The organism is Thermaerobacillus caldiproteolyticus, from assembly GCF_015326725.1.
Taxonomy (GTDB): domain Bacteria; phylum Bacillota; class Bacilli; order Bacillales; family Anoxybacillaceae; genus Thermaerobacillus; species Thermaerobacillus caldiproteolyticus.
On record NZ_CP064060.1, the window covers coordinates 760,862 to 780,859 of the forward strand.

General features: G+C 42.3%; 19 protein-coding genes and 2 pseudogenes. 18 read left to right on the forward strand and 3 right to left on the reverse strand.

What is annotated here, in order from left to right:
* The first annotated feature begins 12 nt into the window (after positions 1-12).
* The 5 genes and pseudogenes from ISX45_RS03935 to ISX45_RS03955 all read left to right on the forward strand — a co-directional run.
* Positions 13-1,161, forward strand: a complete 1,149-nt coding sequence (locus tag ISX45_RS03935; RefSeq protein ID WP_181557289.1) for an acyl-CoA dehydrogenase family protein — start codon at positions 13-15, stop codon at positions 1,159-1,161.
* A 15-nt stretch (positions 1,162-1,176) separates the two neighbouring features.
* A complete protein-coding gene (locus ISX45_RS03940; RefSeq protein WP_194520010.1) occupies positions 1,177-2,256 on the forward strand; it encodes a CaiB/BaiF CoA transferase family protein in 1,080 nt (359 codons plus the stop codon).
* Between the two features lie 622 nt (positions 2,257-2,878).
* Positions 2,879-3,334: a GNAT family N-acetyltransferase gene (locus tag ISX45_RS03945; RefSeq protein WP_194520011.1), complete on the forward strand. Its 456-nt coding sequence runs from the start codon at positions 2,879-2,881 to the stop codon at positions 3,332-3,334.
* Between the two features lie 414 nt (positions 3,335-3,748).
* Positions 3,749-4,216 (forward strand): GNAT family N-acetyltransferase, encoded by a 468-nt coding sequence (locus tag ISX45_RS03950; RefSeq protein ID WP_194520012.1) that lies wholly within the window; start codon positions 3,749-3,751, stop codon positions 4,214-4,216.
* Positions 4,217-4,700: 484 nt separating this feature from the next.
* Positions 4,701-5,541 (forward strand): annotated as a pseudogene (locus ISX45_RS03955) (IS3 family transposase); the annotation flags it as partial.
* Between the two features lie 94 nt (positions 5,542-5,635).
* On the opposite strand, the gene ISX45_RS03960 reads toward ISX45_RS03955, so the two are convergent.
* Entirely contained in the window at positions 5,636-5,788 is a 153-nt protein-coding gene (locus ISX45_RS03960) for a YjcZ family sporulation protein (protein WP_181557147.1), read from the reverse strand.
* A gap of 317 nt (positions 5,789-6,105) precedes the next feature.
* Here ISX45_RS03960 and ISX45_RS03965 point away from each other — a divergent pair.
* The 3 genes and pseudogenes from ISX45_RS03965 to ISX45_RS03975 all read left to right on the forward strand — a co-directional run.
* A pseudogene (locus tag ISX45_RS03965) lies at positions 6,106-7,141 on the forward strand (AMP-binding protein); the annotation flags it as partial.
* A 25-nt stretch (positions 7,142-7,166) separates the two neighbouring features.
* Positions 7,167-8,018, forward strand: coding sequence for a 3-hydroxyacyl-CoA dehydrogenase family protein (locus tag ISX45_RS03970; RefSeq protein ID WP_194520602.1), 852 nt, complete (start codon positions 7,167-7,169; stop codon positions 8,016-8,018).
* Between the two features lie 18 nt (positions 8,019-8,036).
* Positions 8,037-9,194, forward strand: a complete 1,158-nt coding sequence (locus ISX45_RS03975; protein ID WP_194520013.1) for a thiolase family protein — start codon at positions 8,037-8,039, stop codon at positions 9,192-9,194.
* Between the two features lie 51 nt (positions 9,195-9,245).
* On the opposite strand, the gene ISX45_RS03980 is transcribed toward ISX45_RS03975, so the two are convergent.
* Complete coding sequence (locus tag ISX45_RS03980; protein WP_181557143.1) at positions 9,246-9,866, reverse strand: trimeric intracellular cation channel family protein; 621 nt, start codon at positions 9,864-9,866, stop codon at positions 9,246-9,248.
* Positions 9,867-9,978: 112 nt separating this feature from the next.
* Between ISX45_RS03980 and hflX the strand changes: the two genes are divergently transcribed.
* From hflX to glnA, 4 genes are all read left to right on the forward strand, one after another.
* Positions 9,979-11,283, forward strand: a complete 1,305-nt coding sequence (gene hflX / locus ISX45_RS03985) for a GTPase HflX (protein WP_181557142.1) — start codon at positions 9,979-9,981, stop codon at positions 11,281-11,283.
* A gap of 13 nt (positions 11,284-11,296) precedes the next feature.
* The gene (locus ISX45_RS03990) at positions 11,297-12,565 is read left to right on the forward strand and encodes a methionine gamma-lyase family protein (protein WP_181557141.1); all 1,269 of its coding nucleotides are present in this window, start codon (positions 11,297-11,299) and stop codon (positions 12,563-12,565) included.
* Between the two features lie 103 nt (positions 12,566-12,668).
* The gene (locus ISX45_RS03995; RefSeq protein WP_181557153.1) at positions 12,669-13,049 is read left to right on the forward strand and encodes a MerR family transcriptional regulator; all 381 of its coding nucleotides are present in this window, start codon (positions 12,669-12,671) and stop codon (positions 13,047-13,049) included.
* Between the two features lie 62 nt (positions 13,050-13,111).
* Positions 13,112-14,446: a type I glutamate--ammonia ligase gene (gene glnA, locus ISX45_RS04000; RefSeq protein ID WP_181557140.1), complete on the forward strand. Its 1,335-nt coding sequence runs from the start codon at positions 13,112-13,114 to the stop codon at positions 14,444-14,446.
* A 186-nt stretch (positions 14,447-14,632) separates the two neighbouring features.
* Here the strand turns inward: glnA and lexA are convergent, their stop codons facing one another.
* Positions 14,633-15,256 (reverse strand): transcriptional repressor LexA, encoded by a 624-nt coding sequence (gene lexA, locus ISX45_RS04005; protein ID WP_194520603.1) that lies wholly within the window; start codon positions 15,254-15,256, stop codon positions 14,633-14,635.
* Between the two features lie 153 nt (positions 15,257-15,409).
* On the opposite strand from lexA, the gene yneA reads away from it, so the two are divergent.
* The 6 genes from yneA (at position 15,410) to ISX45_RS04035 (ending at position 19,881) form a co-directional block, all read left to right on the forward strand.
* Complete coding sequence (gene yneA, locus ISX45_RS04010) at positions 15,410-15,715, forward strand: cell division suppressor protein YneA (protein WP_181557138.1); 306 nt, start codon at positions 15,410-15,412, stop codon at positions 15,713-15,715.
* An 18-nt stretch (positions 15,716-15,733) separates the two neighbouring features.
* A complete protein-coding gene (locus tag ISX45_RS04015; protein ID WP_194520014.1) occupies positions 15,734-16,378 on the forward strand; it encodes a YneB family resolvase-like protein in 645 nt (214 codons plus the stop codon).
* Between the two features lie 88 nt (positions 16,379-16,466).
* Complete coding sequence (locus ISX45_RS04020) at positions 16,467-16,697, forward strand: DUF896 domain-containing protein (RefSeq protein ID WP_194520015.1); 231 nt, start codon at positions 16,467-16,469, stop codon at positions 16,695-16,697.
* Positions 16,698-16,829: 132 nt separating this feature from the next.
* Positions 16,830-18,836, forward strand: coding sequence for a transketolase (gene tkt / locus ISX45_RS04025; protein WP_194520016.1), 2,007 nt, complete (start codon positions 16,830-16,832; stop codon positions 18,834-18,836).
* 310 nt (positions 18,837-19,146) lie between these two features.
* Complete coding sequence (gene sirA, locus ISX45_RS04030; protein WP_194520017.1) at positions 19,147-19,584, forward strand: sporulation inhibitor of replication protein SirA; 438 nt, start codon at positions 19,147-19,149, stop codon at positions 19,582-19,584.
* An 84-nt stretch (positions 19,585-19,668) separates the two neighbouring features.
* A complete protein-coding gene (locus ISX45_RS04035) occupies positions 19,669-19,881 on the forward strand; it encodes a YneF family protein (RefSeq protein WP_181557133.1) in 213 nt (70 codons plus the stop codon).
* Positions 19,882-19,998: the final 117 nt, after the last annotated feature.

Genomic DNA, 19,998 nt, shown 5'->3' on the forward strand with positions numbered 1-19,998 from the left:
AGGAGGAAAGAAATGACGGCCGCTTATTTACGCGAAGAACATCACATGTTTCGTTATGCTTTTCGCAAATTTTTAGAAAAAGAAGCATACCCGTACTTCTCGCAATGGGAAAAGCAAGGAATCATTCCGCGAGCGTTTTGGACGAAAATGGGGGAAAATGGCTTTCTCTGTCCTTGGGTCGATGAAACCTATGGCGGATTGAACGCCGATTTCGCTTACTCTGTCGTTATCAACGAGGAATTAGAGAAAGTTGGTTCAAGCATGGTCGGAATTGGTTTGCATAATGATATTGCCGTTCCGTATATTGCCGCCTATGGAACAGAAGAGCAAAAACAAAAATGGTTGCCGAAGTGTGTCTCCGGTGAAATCATTACAGCGATTGCGATGACAGAGCCTGGGGCCGGCTCTGATTTAGCGGGGATTTCTACAACGGCAATCAGAGATGGCAATTTCTATATTGTCAACGGACAAAAAACGTTTATTACAAACGGCATTCATGCCGATGTAGTCATCGTCGTCTGTAAAACAAATCCGAACGCCAAACCGGCCCATCAAGGAATTAGCTTGCTTGTTATCGAGCGCGATACCCCCGGATTTACGCGTGGCAGAAAATTAGAAAAAGTCGGGCTGCACGCCCAAGATACCGCAGAATTATTTTTCACTGATGCGAAAGTTCCAGCGGAAAATTTGCTCGGTGAAGAAGGAAAAGGATTTTATTATTTAATGGAAAAGCTGCAACAAGAACGGCTTGTTGTGGCGATTGCTGCGCAAACAGCGGCAGAGGTGATGTTTGACTTAACGAAACGATACGTGAAACAGCGAACGGCGTTTGGACAAAGAATTAGCGAGTTCCAAACTGTTCAGTTTCGCCTTGCGGAAATGGCGACAGAAATCGCGTTAGGAAGAACGTTTCTCGATGATGTCATTGAACAACATATACTTGGGCGAGATGTCGTAACAAAAGTATCGATGGCCAAATGGTGGATTACCGAAATGGCAAAACGTGTGGCTGCTGAAAGTATGCAGCTTCATGGCGGCTATGGTTACATGGAAGAATACGAGATTGCTAGACGATACCGTGACATTCCGGTCAGCGCGATTTACGCTGGAACAAACGAAATTATGAAAATGATTATTGCAAAAAACCTCGATTTAGTCTAGAAGGGAGCTGATGGTTTGCTGGAAGGCGTTAAAGTCATTGATTTTTCTCACTACCTTCCCGGTCCGTTTGCAAGCCTTCGTTTAGCCGATTTAGGCGCTGAAGTCGTAAAAGTTGAACCACCGACCGGCGATTTGGGGCGCTCGCTAGCTTATCTATTTGAAGCAAATAACGCAAACAAAAAAAGCATTGTTCTCGATTTAAAAAAGGAAGCCGACTTACAAATCGCTAAAGATCTTATTAAACAGGCGGATATCGTCATCGAAAGTTTTCGTCCGGGAGTGATGAACCGGCTTCGACTTGCTTATGAGGACGTTCTCTTGATCAATGAAGCGATTATTTATTGCTCTATTACCGGTTATGGACAACAGGGAAAATGGGCCTCTTTCGGCAGTCACGATCTCAACTATATGGCAGTAACCGGTGTATTGGCTCAGCTGAAAGACAAAACAGGACGTCCAGTTCATCCTTCGCTTACATTCGCCGATTTGATCGGCAGCATCGTAGCTGTCGAGCAAATTGTTGCCGCGCTTTATCACCGCGAGCGAACGGGAAAAGGAATGTACATCGACCTTTCTTTACTAGATGGGCTGCTGGCGATGATGAACAGCCATTTTGTTATCGAGCATTATACCGGAAAGAAAAACGGAATTGAACAGCTTGCCGGAACGATTATTTCTTATTATATATACGAAACAAAAGACGGGCGATACATGAGTCTAGCCGCGCTTGAAAAGAAATTTTGGAAAAACTTTTGCCTTGCTGCCGGGAAACCGGAATGGATCAACTACCATCATTCCCCTGCCAGAAAAGAAAATCCCGTTTTTCAGGAAATCGTACAATGGTTTAAAACAAAAACGCTTCCAGAATGGATTGAATTTAGCCAAACTGTCGATTGCTGTCTCACTCCGGTTTTGGAGGCAGGAGAGGCGAAAGCATGGTTTTCTAAAGAGGACTATCGAAAAATGATTCATATTACGAAAGAGCGGATTGATGTTGCGACCCGTTATGATGATCAGATATTTACAAAGAGGAAGCAGGCGCCGCAGCTAGATGAGCATCGACAAGAGATCATTGAAAAATGGCAAAAGGAGTGAATGACGATGATGGATGCTCCGCTGAATATTTCCACAATGCCTGAAAGAGCAGAAACATTTTTTCAAAAAAGCAAGTCATTTACGAATGGAACATGGTATCGTTTGGCACACCTGTGATGCATAATCGGAGGAACTGGGACCACTGCTTAACCTTTCAAACGCGCCCGTTACAAAGTCAAGTGCCCCACGTCCATTTCCTCCCCCCTGTTTCGGAGTCGGTGGCCGGTACGCGAATAGGTCTATTAGAGTTTCCATTTGGCATTATGATTCACCCCCTATACAACATAGTGTGTGGAGTATGACATATAGAATAATAGGGAATAGGAGGGAATTACAATACATTCCCCCACGAAACTAAATGATGTATAGGGGGTGCTCTTAAAGGGGTTTCTCTTATGATGATTACATCACGGTTATTAGGACCACTACTTGCATAGTGCTTATTCTAGGTGCTATTTATGTAGCGTGGTTTACTAAATTTACTTCTTCAACTCCCATGGAAGAACGAATGAACTTCCATCATCCGTGGTGAAGGCTGCTTCATGGTTGGCTAACGGGTAATATTATTTAATAAAAATGTATGTGATAAAATCAAGCAAGAAACTTTTTTGGGGGGAGAGTTTTGGAAATTAATACTGAACGTTTATTAATTGTTCCGTGTACTTTAGAAAATTACTATAAATTATCCAATCAATATGATACGGGACCTCATATTGAAATGTATTTGGAGCAGTTAAAGAGAGATTCTTCCGTTGAAGGTTGGGGGGTTTGGTTTGTCATACTTAGGGAGAATAATCAAGTTATTGGTGATATTGGATTCAAGGGAAAACCTAATGACCAGAAGACAGTGGAGATAGGGTACGGTATCATTCCAACTGCACAAAATCAAGGTTTTGCAACAGAAGCAGTTCAAGGACTAATTGATTGGGCATTTTCTTCTGGACAAGTAGAGAAAGTTATTGCTGAATGTTTAGAAGACAACGTTGCATCCATCAGGGTTCTTGAAAAGGTGAGAATGGAAAGAACCTCTGCTAAAGGTGAAATGTTATATTGGGAATTGGAGAAACCTTTTAAGTAATAAAGCCAAATTTTGAAGATACATTATTCAAGTAACGAGAATCATGTAAATGAAAAGAGATAAGAAAAAGCATCGCCGTCAATTTTTACGACGGTCTTTTTCATATATCTAAAAAATCCACATTGAAATTTTACAAAGCTTATTAAAGTGACGGAGGACTGAAAGAAAAATGACAGAAAGACGACAGATTTTTTTGTTTTCGACGTGTTATGATTGTGTCATGGATATTTTGTTTGAAGCAGGGCGTCACTCCAATCGGGGTGGCGTTTTTTATTTTAAATAATCTATTAAAGAAATGAGGGTTATTTTCTGCTTTAACTAATGGATCAGTCTGGTTGAAGAAGGAGGATTAAAAGAAACAATATTGAATATCAATATCTAAGTGAAATTAAGAATATACAGGTGGAATATGTGATGTATATAACAAGATGGGCAACAAAAAGTGAACTTCCGTTGCTTGCAGAATATTGGTTTAAAATGGCATGTGAGATGGGAGAAAAGGATGGTATACCTATACCAAACATTGAACGTGTTCACGAAGTTAGAAACTTATTTATTAAGGAGAGTGAAGAGAATAATCTGGGTTTTAGGGTTGCGATTGATGAGAATGGAAATATTGTGGCGTGTGCAGGGGGACTTATTAGAATGGAATATGCCACTCCTCTAAGTGAAGAGCAAACTCTTTTTGGTTGGGTAATTTGTGTTTATACAATAAACAATCACCGAAAAAAAGGCTTGGCTTCTCAATTGGTGGAAGAAGTCTGTTCTTGGCTAAAAGAGAGAGGGGCAAAAAGAGCTCGACTATGGGCCAGTTCACAGGGAAGGAGAATCTATGAAAGTATTGGATTTTCCCCAATGCTGGATATGGAGAAAGTATTGTAATGAGTAATTTTTCTTCCGGAACGAGAGCTTTAATGGAATAAGAACAACCAAAGACCGCCATACAGTGGTCTTTTTCTTTTTAGTCAAGAATCAACAATGAAATTTAACAAAGTCATTAAAAAATGTTAAAGGGGTGTTGCGATCTGGCAGAAGTGAGAGAGTCAAGCAAATTAGGTGGACTAAAAGTAAAAGCGGATGTTGATGTATCAGATATGCTAAAAGGGTTAAAATCACTAAGACGAGAAGAAGACATTGAAGGCTCTTGAGAAGGTTCGAGAGGCAAAAGAACGTGATGTTATCAATTTTGTGACGAAAGTAACAATAAAGATGCAATGGATAGTGAGCAATCCGCAAAGGAATTGAAGAACAAAGCAAAGCATTGAAGGAAAGAATTGAAGCTAAATGACAAATATTTCTCTAAGTAAAGTATGTTCTAAATGAAAAATCAGGTGAAAGGGATGGAACGATATCAAGACGAAGAGCAGCGGAAAGGTTTCTTATTTTTGATGAACTGCGAAAAAGGCACTCACTTGCATGGTTACTCAAAATTGGCGAGGTTTCAAAAGCCGGATATGACAAGTGACGCAAAAAATAGACCAAAAGATCAAGAAGATTTTTTGCTGAAAGAATATATATGGTCTGTTCATCAGTTACATCCGTACGTTGGATATAACTGAATGACAAGGGCATTATCCAGAGAAGAGATTATGGTAAATCATAAGCGTGTGCGACCTTTATGAGAGAGCTAGGTATAAAATCGATGATTTGCAAGAAACGACCTTTCTACGGATGAAGAGGATCTGTGGAATTTCCTCATGTCCTAAACCGCGAGTTCTGTGCCAAGAATCTGTTCCAGAAGCTCGTAACGGATATTACTTATGTGCGTGTAGGAGATACTCTTACTTGTCTGCGGTTTTAGATATATAACGTTTTAGATATATAACAATGAGATTGTTGCGTGGGAGTTATCTGAAAGAAATGATCTTGAATGGGCATGGAATACAATGAAACAATTGGATGGAAAGCCGTTTGACAAGAATGTTCTTCTTTATTCAGGCCAAGGGTTCTATACACAATAAAATCATATGAGAACCAGCTCAAAGAACTCAAGATTCAAGGAAGTCATTCTCGAAGGGGAAATTGCTTATGTATGTATCGAATGTTTCTTCTTACATTGAAAGACAGAGAAGTTGTGTTGAGTGCGCCCAAAAACGATCGAACAGGCTTATCAGGCTAAGTATCTTCATTTTTACAGTCACAGTCGTTTTCAAGAAAAACTGAACGGCCTTTCCCTGATAGAATATAGAGAAAAGACCGCAGCTTAAATACTCTTTTTTTCATTGTCTACTTGACAAGGTTTTGTACACCCTGCCTCTTTTAATTGGCTACAAGCTTGACAGTCTCATAAGAAGGGTTAGTTTAGTACCAGAATCCAGATCCTGGTCCATAACCACCGCCGAAGCCATATCCTCCCCGGAAACCGCCAAAGCAGCCACAACCAACAATGATTAATAAGATGAACAGAACGACGATAAATGCAAGGCCACCACCTGCATATCCTCCACCACTCATTTAATGACACCTCCATTTATTAGCCTACAGTTTATAATACGGGACTTTTTATCAGTTTGATTGGACTCTTATCATTTTCCGCGAATGCTGATTATTTGTTATTGAATTATACTGCTCCGTTAGCCAATGATGAAGTGAGCTTCATCACAGATGATGGAAGTGAATTCATTCTTCCATGGGAGTTGAACAAGAAAACGAGTACGGAGTGGCGTGTGAGGTGTTATGTAAGCAGGAATTATAAAAGCGCTTACAGAATAGAATTAAGAAGGCAGAAAAATATCGTTCTGCCTTCTCCTTTCACATGTTCTATTATTTTTGGAAATCCAAAAAGGGGAGTTATGTATTCCCATCGCGGCATTGCGTTACATAGCATGGAGCATGGATTAACGGATAGTGCGGCACTATTTGCAAAGATGTCGCTATTCCGGTTGCGCCGATGTTTCATGCAAACGCAGGGGGGCTTCCGTTTGCTGCCACATGGTTTGGCACGACATTAGTGATGCCTGAACCAGCGTTTACACCAAAACTGCTTGCGGAATTAATCGAAACGGAAAAAGTGACAATTACAGCGGGAGTGCTGACGATGTGGCTTGGATTGTTAAGTTGAGCTGGAAAAAGGAAACTATGATTTAAGCAGGTTGAAACGTATTTTATGCGGTGGTTCAGCAGCACCAAAAGAATGATTCGCGAGGTTGAAGAAAAATACCGTTTGTACACGCCTACGGGATGAAGGAATGAATCCTTTTGTCATTCTTTCCTGTTTAAAATGCTATCCAATGACGAATAAAAATTAGAGGTTTGGGCGAAACAAGGATTTCTTGTCCCGGGTGTTGCGATGAAAGTGATTGAGAAAGATGGTGACGTGCAATGGGATGGAACGGAATGGGAGAATTATGCTTGCGTAGCATGGATTGCTGCTGAATATTATGATGACGAGCGCAGCAAAGAAGCCTTTCGTGACGGCTTGCTACACACAGGCGCACAGGCGATGTGGTTACAGTCGATGAAGAAGGATTTGTAAGAATTGTCGATCGCATAAAAGATATCATCGAAAACGGTGGGAAATGGATTTCCTCTGTTGATTTAGAAAATAACTTAATGGCACAGGAAGCGGTGGTCATCGCTGTGCCGCATCTTGAGTGGCGAGAGCGCCCAATCGCTTGTGCCGTCATCGAAGAAGGAAAGACGATGGCAAAAGGGGAGCTCTATGACTTTTTACGACCGTAATTTGCAAAATGGTGGCAGCCTGATGACGTTGTATTTATGGACGAAATTCCAAAAACGATTGTCAGAAAATTTTTGGAATTAAAACTACGCGAGCCATTGCGTGAATATGTTTCTAATGTTCAATAATGCGTGATCAATAGGAGGAATGATGATGGTACAAATAGTTGCTGTCATTGGCGCAGGATTGATGGGAAGCGGCATTGCCCAATCTGTAGCAATGGGAAATAAAACCGTCTATTTATATGACATTTCTGAAGAGGCTCTTGAAAAAGGAAGAGCCGCGATTCAAAAAAGCCTCACTCGTTTTGTTAAAGCAGGGAGATTATCGGAACAAGAAGCGAAACAAGCGATTGAATGTATTCAAACAAGCACAGATTTGCAAGAAACGGTGAAAAATGCCGATGTCGTTATTGAAGCAGTGCCGGAAGATTTATCGTTAAAGAAGCAAGTATTTCAAGAGCTGGACCGCTATGCGAAACGCGGGGCGATTTTAGCAACAAATACATCGGAACTAAGCATAACCGCTATTGCCGCTGCGACGACACGCCCAGACAAAGTTATCGGCATGCATTGGTTTAACCCCGCTCCAGTGATGAAATTAATTGAGATTGTAAAAGGGATGACGACATCGGAAGAAACGATTGCAGTGATTCAACAGTTGTCCGAAGAAATCGGCAAGGAAACCGTCATCGTCAAAGATATGCAAGGGTTTGTCACGACCCGGGCGATTGCCGCACATATGATTGAATGCATTCGCATGTATGAAGAAGGGGTGGCATCAGCCGAGCATATCGACAAAGCCGTCCGCCTCGGTTTGAATTATCCGATGGGACCGCTTGAGCTGGCTGATTTAGTCGGCTTAGATACGATGCTATTTGTCAGTGAAAATATGGCAGAGGCGTATGGGGATCGATTCCGTCCACCTCAAACGTTACGAAAGCTTGTCGAAGCCGGACATTTAGGAAGAAAAACAGGAAAAGGATTTTACACCTACAACGAATAAAGAAAGGGAGAGCCGAGTATGAGAGAAGTTGTCATTGTTGAAGCGGTCCGCACCCCTGTCGGGAAACGAAACGGTATGTTTCGCGAGGTTCATCCCGTCCACCTTGCTGCTGTTGTTTTGGATGAAGTTGTAAAGCGAGCACAAGTTGCGAAATCTCTCGTGGAAGATATTGTGATGGGTTGCGTGACTCCGATTGCTGAGCAAGGATATAATATCGGACGTCTCGCTGCGTTAGAAGCGGGGTTTCCGATCGAAGTGCCGGCTGTACAAATTAACCGGATGTGCGGCTCCGGCCAACAAGCTATCCATTTTGCCTCACAAGAGATACGATCAGGAGATATGGATATCACGATTGCTGCCGGTGTCGAAAGTATGACAAGAGTACCGATATTAAGCGACGGAAACGAACGGACGATCCCGCTGTCGTTACACGAAAAATACGAGTTTGTCCATCAAGGCATTTCCGCAGAGCTTATCGCCGAAAAGTATGGTTTGACGCGTGAGCAGTTAGACGAGTATGCGTATGAAAGCCATCGGCGCGCGATTCGTGCTCAAGAACAAGGAATATTTGATGAAGAAATCGTGCCTGTCCAAGGAATTGATAAAGATGGAAACGCTATTACGGTGACAATTGACGAAGGACCTCGCAAAGATACGTCGTTAGAAGCATTAGCTTCACTCAAACCCGTTTTTAAGCAAGATGGAAAAATTACAGCAGGAAATGCTAGCCAAATGAGTGATGGAGCGGCAGCCGTATTATTAATGGAGCGTCAAACAGCACAGAAATTAGGAGCAAAACCAAAAGCGAAAATCATCGCGCAAACGGTCGTCGGCTCTGACCCGACGTACATGCTTGATGGCGTTATTCCAGCAACGAGAAAAGTATTACAAAAGGCAGGACTAACGATTGATGATATTGACCTTGTGGAAATTAACGAAGCGTTTGCTCCTGTCGTCTTAGCATGGCAAAAGGAAATCGGTGCGCCGCTTTCGAAAGTCAATGTCAACGGAGGTGCCATCGCCTTAGGTCATCCGTTAGGGGCAACAGGCGTGAAATTAATGACGTCACTTATTCATGAACTGGAGCGAAGACAAGCTAAATACGGTCTATTAACTATTTGTATCGGGCATGGCATGGCGACAGCAACGATTATTGAACGTGTACAAAATGAGTAAAATGAACAAACCGGCGCAAGTTCTTCCGCGCCGGTTTTTGGATGATTTTACTTACATGTTCTCGCTTGTTTCTTTTTGTAACGATCGATTCGGCAGCTTCCATTTATACGTGTACGATAAAATGCGCAATACCGCAACAACGATGAACAACATATAGAGCCGAATAGGTGAATCAGCCAGCCCTGTACCGACTGCTAAGCCGGCGACAATTGCCCATACAGCATAAATTTCTGCACGAAGTACAAGAGGTTTTCGTCCTGCAAGCACATCGCGAATAATGCCGCCACCGCTTCCCGTTAATACCGCGGCAACGATTACTGCACTTAGCGGATGGTTCATTTTCACAGCATAAAGCGCACCTTGAATGGCAAAGGCTGAAAGCCCGAGCGCATCGAAGAAATTTCCCCAGCGCTTCCAATGTATCAATGTTTTATGAGGAAATAAATAGACGATCGTCATAGCAAACAGCGCCACATGAAACAGCATTCCTTGCTCCCATAACGCAGAGACAGGAACGCCGATGAGCAAATTGCGAATCGCTCCACCACCAAACGCGGTCACAATACCAAGAATGTAGACACCAAGAAGGTCATACTCCTCTTCCATTGCGACAATCGCTCCGCTAATCGCAAAAGCAACGGTGCCGATAATGCTTAATACTTCCCATGTCATACGCGTAGCCCTTTCTACTTCGTTTCACTGTAAAAATTTTATGAGGAACGCGTTTGAAAATCAATCATCATTTTTGAAATATAGCGATTTTGTGCGAGATTTGCTATGATTAATGAAGATTCATTTCGTCCAAAAGAAAGAAGGTGTTGGATTGAGAGAGAGACAAACAAACGAGCGGGAAAAAGTCATTTTAGTCGGTTGCCAACTGCCTCATGTAGATGATGAACGGTTTTTCTATTCAATGGAAGAATTGAAATCGCTTGCTCATACAGCGAATGGCGATGTCGTTATGGTTGTTACACAAAAGCGCGAGACGATCCACCCAGCTACTTATATCGGAAAAGGGAAAGTGGAAGAGCTCAGCCGACTTGTGGAACAATTCGCCCCAGATGTCGTTATTTTTAATGACGAATTGTCGCCAAGTCAAAACCGCAATCTTTCTCGCCAACTTGAAGCTCGAATCATCGATCGGACGCAACTCATTTTAGATATATTTGCCCAGCGTGCTAGATCAAAGGAAGGAAAGCTGCAAGTCGAGTTGGCACAGTTGGAATATTTATTGCCGCGTCTAAGCGGACAAGGCACAGAGCTGTCTCGACTTGGTGGTGGAATTGGAACAAGAGGTCCGGGGGAAACGAAACTTGAAACAGATCGCCGCCATATTTACCGTCGGATTGATGAAATCAAGGCGCAGTTGAAACTGGTTGCCGAACATCGCGAACGTTACCGTGAGCGCCGTAAAAAAAATCATGTATTTCAAATTTCTCTCGTCGGCTATACGAATGCGGGTAAATCAACGTTATTCAATCGTTTGACAGATGCGGATTCATTTGAAGAAAATTTATTGTTCGCGACACTTGACCCGCTAACGCGAAAATTGACACTTCCGAGCGGCTACACGACACTTTTAACCGATACCGTTGGTTTTATTCAAGACTTGCCGACGACATTAGTTGCTGCCTTTCGCTCGACGCTCGAAGAAGTAAAAGAGGCTGACTTAATTTTACATATCGTTGACTCGTCGAACCCTGATTATTATCATCATGAGAAGACAGTTTATGAGCTATTGGACGAGCTTGATGTGTCATCCATTCCGATTGTTACCGTTTATAATAAACGTGATATGATCCATCCTGATTTTGTGCCGGGTGCCCAAACGCCTTCGGTAACGATCAGCGCATTAGATCCAAATGATTTACAACAACTCCGCCAATTTATTGAAAAAATAGTAATTGACTTAATGGATTGCTATTATGTATTTATTCCAAGTTTTGAAGGCAAGCTGCTCGCTCAGTTGAAAGCAGAAACGATTTTGCGCGATTTACATTACAATGAACAAAGCGGCATGTACGAATGCAAAGGATATATATTGCCTTCACATCCGCTTAACGGACAGTTAAGAAAATATCAAAACTAGAAAGGGTTGTTTTATGTTTCAGCATTTACGACATGGGAAAAAAATCGCACCAATTGTGAAAGAAGTAGAAGCACAAATCGCACCGCTTCATAAAGAAATCGATGAACGAATTGATGACAATCAATATCGCGTCTTGCAAAGTTTTCGCCGCCATAAAGTCAGCGATGCCCATTTTATCCCGTCGACAGGATACGGATATGATGATACAGGGCGTGATACGCTAGAACAAGTGTATGCCGATGTGTTTGGCGGTGAAGCAGGGCTTGTGCGCCCGCAAATTATCTCTGGGACACATGCGATTTCGATTGCGTTATTTGGCATTCTTCGTCCTGGTGATGAGCTTCTTTACATTACGGGAAAGCCGTACGATACATTGGAAGAAATTGTCGGTATTCGCGGCAGCGGGGTTGGTTCACTAAAAGAATTTCATATTGGCTATCAAAGCGTACCATTAACAAAAGAAGGGAAAGTGGACTTTGAAGCGGTCAGACGCGCCATCCATGAACGTACAAAAATGATCGGCATTCAGCGTTCAAAAGGATACGCAACCCGCCCGTCGTTTACTATCGCAGAAATTAAAGAAATGATTGAGTTTGTCAAAGCCATCAAACCGGATGTCGTCGTATTTGTTGACAATTGCTATGGAGAATTTGTCGAGGACAAGGAACCGTGCCACGTTGGCGCCGATTTAATCGCCGGCTCACTCATAAAAAACCCAGGTGGCGGTCTCGCGAAAACAGGCGGTTATATCGTTGGGAAAAAAGCATACGTGGAAGCGTGCGCATATCGAATGACCTCTCCGGGAATCGGTGCCGAAGCAGGGGCATCATTATATAGTTTACAAGAAATGTATCAAGGTTTTTTCTTAGCTCCTCATATTGTTGGTCAAGCGTTAAAAGGCGCTGTATTTACAGCAGCAATGCTAGAGCGTCTCGGCATGAATACACACCCAAAATGGAACGCCAAACGTACGGATTTAATTCAATCGGTGCAATTCGATGATCCGGATCAAATGATCGCATTTTGCCAAGCCATTCAATTTGCATCACCTGTAAATTCGCATTTTACTCCGTATCCGAACTACATGCCGGGCTATGAAGATGACGTCATTATGGCAGCGGGAACGTTTATTCAAGGGGCTAGCATTGAACTGACGGCGGATGGTCCGATTCGTCCGCCATATGTCGCTTATGTTCAGGGTGGATTGACGTATTCACATGTCAAAATCGCGATTTGTACCGCTATTGACCAATTGATAGAAAAACAGCTCATTGGCGTGTGAGAAAATATAACATTCAATTGACATAATATGTTACATGATGTAAAATAAAAATAATCTAATATAAGGAGGAATTGACGTGAGTAGCAACAACATTCGTCGTTCCATGCCGTTGTTTCCGATTGGCATTGTGATGCAATTAACTGAGTTGTCTGCTCGTCAAATCCGCTATTACGAAGAACACGGATTAGTTTCTCCTGCACGTACAGAAGGAAATCGACGCTTATTTTCGTTTAATGATATCGATCGCCTTCTTGAAATTAAAGACTTAATCGATCAAGGAGTGAACTTAGCCGGCATTAAACAAATTTTCGCTTCTCGTCAATCGACAGCTTCCCATGAGCCGACAGAAAAGGTCGAAAAAGTAGTCAAACAAGAGCTATCGGACGAGGAATTGCGGAATGTATTACGGGCGGAATTGATGCAAGCAGGGCGATTTAATCGTGCATCGCTTCGCCAAGGAGATATCGCTCGTTTTTTCCATTAATAGCGTTTGTTTTTGTTTTTCACATAAATATTTAAGACGATGAACCGGGGAGGAGTTTTATAATGGCAAAGTACACGAGAGAAGACATTTTGCGTATTGTGAAAGAAGAAAACGTCAAGTATATTCGTTTGCAATTTACGGATATCCTTGGCACGATCAAAAACGTGGAAATTCCAATTAGCCAATTGGAGAAAGCATTAGACAACAAGATTATGTTTGACGGTTCTTCTATCGAGGGGTTTGTCCGCATCGAAGAATCCGATATGTATTTATATCCTGACTTAGATACATTTGTTATTTTTCCGTGGACATCGGAAAAAGGAAAAGTGGCTCGCTTCATTTGTGACATTTACAATCCAGACGGTACTCCGTTTGAAGGATGTCCGCGCTACAACTTGAAACGAATGTTAAAAGAAATGGAAGCCTTAGGCTTTACAGCGTTTAATCTAGGTCCAGAACCAGAGTTTTTCCTATTCAAGCTCGATGAAAAAGGTCATCCTACGCTTGAATTGAATGACAATGGCGGTTATTTTGACTTAGCCCCAACGGACTTAGGAGAGAACTGCCGTCGCGATATCGTGTTAGAATTAGAAGAAATGGGCTTTGAAATTGAAGCTTCTCACCACGAAGTAGCGCCGGGACAGCATGAAATCGACTTTAAATATGCTGATGCCGTCAAAGCATGCGACGATATTCAAACATTTAAGCTTGTTGTGAAAACAGTGGCTCGTAAGCACGGTTTACACGCAACTTTTATGCCAAAACCATTGTTCGGTGTGAACGGTTCAGGAATGCACTGCAACTTGTCCTTATTTAAAAACGACGAAAATGCGTTTTTCGATCCAAGCGGCGATTTGCAATTAAGCGATATCGCTCGTCAATTTATTGCCGGCGTATTAAAGCATGCACCAAACTTTACAGCTGTGACAAACCCAACGGTTAACTCTTACAAACGTCTTGTGCCAGGATATGAAGCACCTTGTTATGTAGCGTGGTCTGCACGCAATCGAAGCCCGCTCATTCGTATCCCAGCTTCACGCGGCATGAGCACACGCATTGAAGTGCGCAGCGTTGACCCTTCAGCAAACCCTTACTTAGCCATGGCGGTGCTGCTTGCGTCTGGATTAGACGGTATTAAAAACAAATTAACTCCTCCAGCTCCGGTTGATCGTAACATTTACGTCATGACAAAAGAAGAACGTTTAGAGGAAGGAATCGTTGATTTACCAGCGACATTAGCAGAAGCATTGGAAAACTTAAAATCAGATGAAGTCATGATTCACGCATTAGGGAAACACTTATTCGAACATTTTGTCGAAGCAAAAGAAATCGAATGGGATATGTTCCGTACCGCTGTTCACCAATGGGAACGCGACCAATATATGGAGTTATACTAAAAAAGAAAAAGGCTATCTCGTATTGAACGAGATAGCCTTTTTTGTAAGGTCAGAAAAGTATAAAGTTTAAAAGAAAACTGTCTTACTCCATCTATATCAGGTGGTCAACTGTCTTTCGAGTGAAGAGCATTTGCCCATCGTGGGAGTCAAGATAGTGAAATAGGTGCGCTTGCACTTTTCTTGATTTTAGTTAATCATACGGTAAACTCCAATGACCTTTCCAAGAATTGTCACGTCACGGACAATAATCGGCTCTAAATGAGGGTTTTCCGGTTGCAAACGAATATGGTCTTGCTCTTTAAAGAAGCGTTTAACGGTTGCCTCGTTTTCCTCGGTCATTGCTACAACAATATCTCCATTATTGGCTGACTGTTGTTGGCGTACAATGACGTAATCCCCATCTAAAATGCCTGCCTCAATCATGCTGTCTCCCATCACTTCAAGCATAAACACATGATCTTCCGGTGAAACAAAGCGCTCCGGGAGCGGAAAATAGTCTTCAATGTTTTCAACGGCAGTAATTGGCTGTCCGGCTGTCACCTTGCCAATGATAGGAACATTGACGACATTGTTTTTTTGCATCGAGGAAGTAAAATCAGCATCTAATATTTCAATGGCGCGCGGTTTTGTCGGATCACGTCGAATATACCCTTTGCTTTCAAGCCTTGCTAAATGTCCGTGTACGGTTGAACTAGAGGCAAGTCCAACAGCTTCACCAATTTCACGAACGGAAGGAGGGTATCCCTTCGTCTGTACCTCTTTCTTAATAAAATCTAATATTTGCTGCTGCCGTTTTGATAGCTTTGTCATCATATACACCTCTTACCTCATCGTTTGCCTACATTATAGCATGTTCATTATTAAAAAACAAACATAAGTTCGAAAATCTATTGACACAAACAAATGTTCTTGATTATAATAAAAGCACAAAGGCGAACAAATATTCTTATGAGGTGATAAACGATGAAACGAAAGCTTGCTCACTATATTGTTTTTTCGATTCTTTCATTTATGTTATTAGCTGGATTTGCGTATGCAAGCAAACCGATTCATAAAGAAGATTATCTAGAAATCACCGTCACACCCGGCGATACACTTTGGAAATTAGCAAATAAATACCGGAAATCACATCAGCTTTCAACCAATGAGTTTATTGAATGGGTCATCGATGTGAATCATTTGTCGAGCCAACAAATTATGGCGGGTGAAAAGTTGGTTATTCCTGTGTTAAAATCAAAAGCAGATGACCCGCTAGTAGTAAGCAAATAACAACGGAGATGATCGAAAGTGAAAGCGATTATTTATTGTCGCGTAAGCACAACGAAAGAGGCGCAAGAAACATCGTTAGAGCGGCAACGGGAAGAATTAGAGCGCCTCGCTGAACGGTATGGATTTGAAGTCGTTAAAATTATTACTGAACAGGCGAGCGGCTATGAAATTGAGCGGGACGGGGTTTTAGAGTTGCTGGCTGCGCTAAAACAGGAACGAATCGATGCGCTTCTCATTCAAGATGAGACAAGATTAGGAAGAGGGCATGCAAGAATTGCTTTGTTGCACTGTATTCAAAAAGAAGGGGTCAAAATATATACGATCAGCCATAACGGAGAGATGCAATTATCCGAGGCGGATTCGATGGTGCTCGATATCATTAGCATTGTTGAAGAATATCAACGTAAAATACATAACTTAAAAATTAAACGAGGCATGAAAAAAGCGATTGAAAGAGGATACCGACCGGAGCGGAACTTAAAGCATGTTGGAGAACATGCTGGAAGAGAACGAATCGAGCTCCCAGTTGAAGAAATTGTCCGTTTGCGCCATAACGGTCTGACGTTTGCGGAAATTGCCGCAACGTTGCGTGGATTCGGCTATGACGTCTCGAAGGCGACTGTTCATCGCCGATATCAAGAATACGTTCAGTCAGGCACATAGAACTGTCAGCAGATGGAGAAGCAAAGCAGTTGTCAATTTTCGATTTCTCTAGTAAGATAAGAGCATATCAATGATATGGAGTGAAACAATGTTATCGAAGCAAAAATTATCACGGATTAATGAGCTGGCAAAAAAATCTAAAACGGTAGGTTTGACAGCAGCGGAGCGCGAAGAACAACAGCGGCTTCGCCAAGAGTATTTACAAGCATTTCGCAAAGCCATGACCGATACGCTTCATTCCGTTAAGATCATTGATCCGAACGGAAACGATGTCACCCCAAAGAAACTAAAAGAGAGTCAAAAAAGACGGCTTCATTAATAACGATAGTGAAAAAGAAAGCATCTTACGCATACAGATGCTTTCTTTTTTCAAAACAATAGTTGTACATGTTTCCTCCTTTTCTATATGATAGTGTTGATAGAACGTTTTTGAACGAAAGGATGAAGACGAATGGAACATACGATTGACCAATTAGCCATTACGACGATTCGTACATTGTCCATTGATGCGATTGAAAAAGCAAATTCCGGACATCCGGGAATGCCGATGGGTGCTGCACCAATGGCATATACGCTTTGGACGAAGTTTATGAATCATAACCCGAGCAATCCAACATGGTTTAACCGCGACCGCTTTGTGTTATCAGCAGGCCATGGCTCCATGCTTTTGTATAGCTTGCTTCATTTAAGCGGCTATGATGTTTCCATGGAAGATATTAAACAGTTCCGTCAATGGGGAAGCAAAACACCGGGGCATCCGGAATACGGTCATACGCCGGGAGTAGAAGCGACGACGGGGCCGCTCGGTCAAGGAATTGCGATGGCAGTCGGGATGGCGATGGCGGAAAGACATTTAGCGGCTACATACAATCGAGACAATTTTGAAATTATTAACCATTACACATACGCGATTTGCGGTGACGGTGACTTAATGGAAGGAGTTGCTTCTGAGGCGGCTTCATTAGCCGGACATTTAAAGCTTGGTCGCCTTATTGTTCTTTATGATTCAAACGATATTTCGCTGGACGGCGAATTGAATCTTTCGTTCTCAGAAAATGTTGGACAACGTTTTAAAGCGTATGGTTGGCAATATTTACGCGTGGAAGACGGCAACAACATTGAAGAGATCGCCAAAGCATTGGAGGAAGCGAAAGCGGACACAACTCGTCCGACATTGATCGAAGTGAAAACAACGATTGGTTACGGATCGCCGAATAAAGCGGGTACTTCTGATGTCCACGGTGCTCCGCTCGGTGCCGATGAGTTAAAATTGACAAAACAAGCGTACAAATGGACGTTCGAAGAAGATTTTTATGTACCGGAAGAGGTGTATGAGCACTTCCGCAAAGTCGTGAAAGAAGCAGGAGAGAAAAAAGAAGCAGAATGGAACGAATTGTTTGCGCAATATGAAAAGGCTTATCCAGAGTTGGCGCAACAGTTACAGTTAGCAATTGAAGGCACATTGCCAGAAGGATGGGAAAAAAGCTTACCAGTTTATGAAGAAGGGAAAAGTCTAGCCACTCGCGCTTCTTCAGGAGAAGTGCTAAATGCTATTGCCAAAGCGGTTCCGCAATTTATTGGAGGCTCTGCTGACCTAGCCGGTTCCAACAAAACACTTATTAAAGGAGCAGGGAACTTGATTCCGGAAAGCTATGAGGGCCGCAACATTTGGTTCGGTGTTCGCGAATTTGCGATGGGGGCTGCGATGAACGGCATGGCGCTTCATGGCGGAGTGAAGGTGTTTGGAGGCACGTTCTTTGTTTTCTCTGATTACTTACGTCCTGCCATTCGTCTTGCCGCACTGATGGGCTTGCCGGTCACATACGTTCTTACCCATGACAGTATTGCTGTAGGAGAGGACGGTCCAACACACGAACCAATCGAACAGTTGCCGTCACTTCGAGCAATGCCAAATTTATCCGTCATTCGTCCGGCTGATGCGAATGAAACGGCAGCGGCATGGCGCTTAGCTGTTGAATCGACGAATCAACCAACTGCGTTAGTGCTAACACGCCAAAATGTTCCAACATTGCCGAATACAGCTGAACGGGCCTATGAAGGCGTGAAAAAAGGTGCTTATGTCGTTTCGGAAGCAGCAAATGGAGCTCCAGAAGCTTTACTGCTTGCCTCCGGTTCGGAAGTAAGTCTTGCTGTGAATGCGCAAAAAGCGTTAGCCGAAGAAGGAATTCATGTTTCCGTTGTAAGCATGCCATCATGGGATCGCTTTGAGAAACAGCCGAACGAATATAAAGAACAAGTGTTACCACCTGCAGTGAAAAAACGTTTAGCAATTGAAATGGCTGCTTCTCTTGGTTGGGAACGCTACACTGGCGATGAAGGTGACATTTTAGCGATTGACCGCTTCGGTGCCTCGGCTCCAGGTGAAAAAATTATGGAGGAATATGGATTTACGGTAGAAAACGTTGTGAAACGTGTCAAAGCATTACTAAACAAATAACCGTTGGAAAAGCTGTCTCTGATCAGGAGGCAGCTTTTTTAGATCTCTCAACGCGTTTCAGGAATAGAAGAAGCACCGCTTCTGCTTTTTTATTTCTAGATCAGCTCGCGACTTTTAGCGGAAAATAGCCTTCCAAAGTCGAAATGTAACTATTCCCCAGCGGAAGAACATTTTCCTTCGGAGTTAACCGCTCACCTCTGTTTTTCTAGCAATCGACAAAATTAGTGGTGAATTTTTACGCTAATAGACAAGTTTTTCCTGTTTCTTTTTTTATAATGAAGATAAGAGAAAAAAGAAATGGGGGACGGAGATGATTCGGTATTGGATTTATTTATTCAATGAGGAAGTAGGAAACGAATATTATCCTCGCGCAGAAAAAATCGTCGAACTATTGCGTGAACATCAATATGCCAAAGCGACGTTTAAAAACGTCTGTGACAAACAAGTTGCCTTTATTACGGAACGTATTTCATTTTCGAGAATTGAAATGGGATTAAAAGAGAATTTTCCTGGACAAGTAGAGAAAAACTTAGAACGAAATATGTTGATTTTTAAAGGAGAGGAAAATGAGGAAGCATTATTGATTGTTCAAAAGCGCCGTCTGCTTCTTGTGACAGACAATGATGCAATCGTCCGTCCTATTTTTCATGCGTTGGCTACCATTTCTCCTTATTTTTTAGCTGTTGACACACAGTTTTGTCATTATCAATGGCTCAATTTTTCTCAAAGCAGCAGAAAATTTGCGTAAATAAAAGATTTTTACGGGGAAATATTGTATAATAACACATTGTTTAGTACACTGTTAGGTAGACAACATGAAGGAGGAAAAAGTATGTTGACGACGATTCTCGTTGGCATTCTAGCGCTTATCGCTGGAACAGCGCTAGGATTTTTCATTGCCCGCAAAACGATGATGAACTACTTAAAGAAAAATCCACCGATTAATGAACAAATGATTCGCATGATGATGATGCAGATGGGAATGACGCCATCGCAAAAGAAAATTAATCAAATGATGAAGGCAATGAACAACCAACTAAAATAAATATTGGACAGGCACTCGATTGAGTGTCTTTTTATTTCACTAAAACTTTCAAAATTTTTCTATTTTTGTTACAATAATTTAGCCCGTTTTCAAGATGTTATGGATGGGAGAGACGTT

Excerpts from the sequence above, each read along its gene's own strand:
- ISX45_RS03935 (WP_181557289.1), top strand. The coding sequence starts at position 13 with ATGACGGCCGCTTATTTACGCGAAGAACATCACATGTTTCGTTATGCT.
- ISX45_RS03950 (WP_194520012.1), top strand. The coding sequence starts at position 3,749 with ATGTATATAACAAGATGGGCAACAAAAAGTGAACTTCCGTTGCTTGCA.
- ISX45_RS03960 (WP_181557147.1), bottom strand. The coding sequence starts at position 5,788 with ATGAGTGGTGGAGGATATGCAGGTGGTGGCCTTGCATTTATCGTCGTT.
- ISX45_RS03970 (WP_194520602.1), top strand. The coding sequence starts at position 7,167 with ATGGTACAAATAGTTGCTGTCATTGGCGCAGGATTGATGGGAAGCGGC.
- ISX45_RS03975 (WP_194520013.1), top strand. The coding sequence starts at position 8,037 with ATGAGAGAAGTTGTCATTGTTGAAGCGGTCCGCACCCCTGTCGGGAAA.
- ISX45_RS03980 (WP_181557143.1), bottom strand. The coding sequence starts at position 9,866 with ATGACATGGGAAGTATTAAGCATTATCGGCACCGTTGCTTTTGCGATT.
- hflX (WP_181557142.1), top strand. The coding sequence starts at position 9,979 with ATGAAGATTCATTTCGTCCAAAAGAAAGAAGGTGTTGGATTGAGAGAG.
- ISX45_RS03990 (WP_181557141.1), top strand. The coding sequence starts at position 11,297 with ATGTTTCAGCATTTACGACATGGGAAAAAAATCGCACCAATTGTGAAA.
- ISX45_RS03995 (WP_181557153.1), top strand. The coding sequence starts at position 12,669 with ATGCCGTTGTTTCCGATTGGCATTGTGATGCAATTAACTGAGTTGTCT.
- glnA (WP_181557140.1), top strand. The coding sequence starts at position 13,112 with ATGGCAAAGTACACGAGAGAAGACATTTTGCGTATTGTGAAAGAAGAA.
- lexA (WP_194520603.1), bottom strand. The coding sequence starts at position 15,256 with ATGACAAAGCTATCAAAACGGCAGCAGCAAATATTAGATTTTATTAAG.
- yneA (WP_181557138.1), top strand. The coding sequence starts at position 15,410 with ATGAAACGAAAGCTTGCTCACTATATTGTTTTTTCGATTCTTTCATTT.
- ISX45_RS04020 (WP_194520015.1), top strand. The coding sequence starts at position 16,467 with ATGTTATCGAAGCAAAAATTATCACGGATTAATGAGCTGGCAAAAAAA.
- tkt (WP_194520016.1), top strand. The coding sequence starts at position 16,830 with ATGGAACATACGATTGACCAATTAGCCATTACGACGATTCGTACATTG.
- sirA (WP_194520017.1), top strand. The coding sequence starts at position 19,147 with ATGATTCGGTATTGGATTTATTTATTCAATGAGGAAGTAGGAAACGAA.
- ISX45_RS04035 (WP_181557133.1), top strand. The coding sequence starts at position 19,669 with ATGTTGACGACGATTCTCGTTGGCATTCTAGCGCTTATCGCTGGAACA.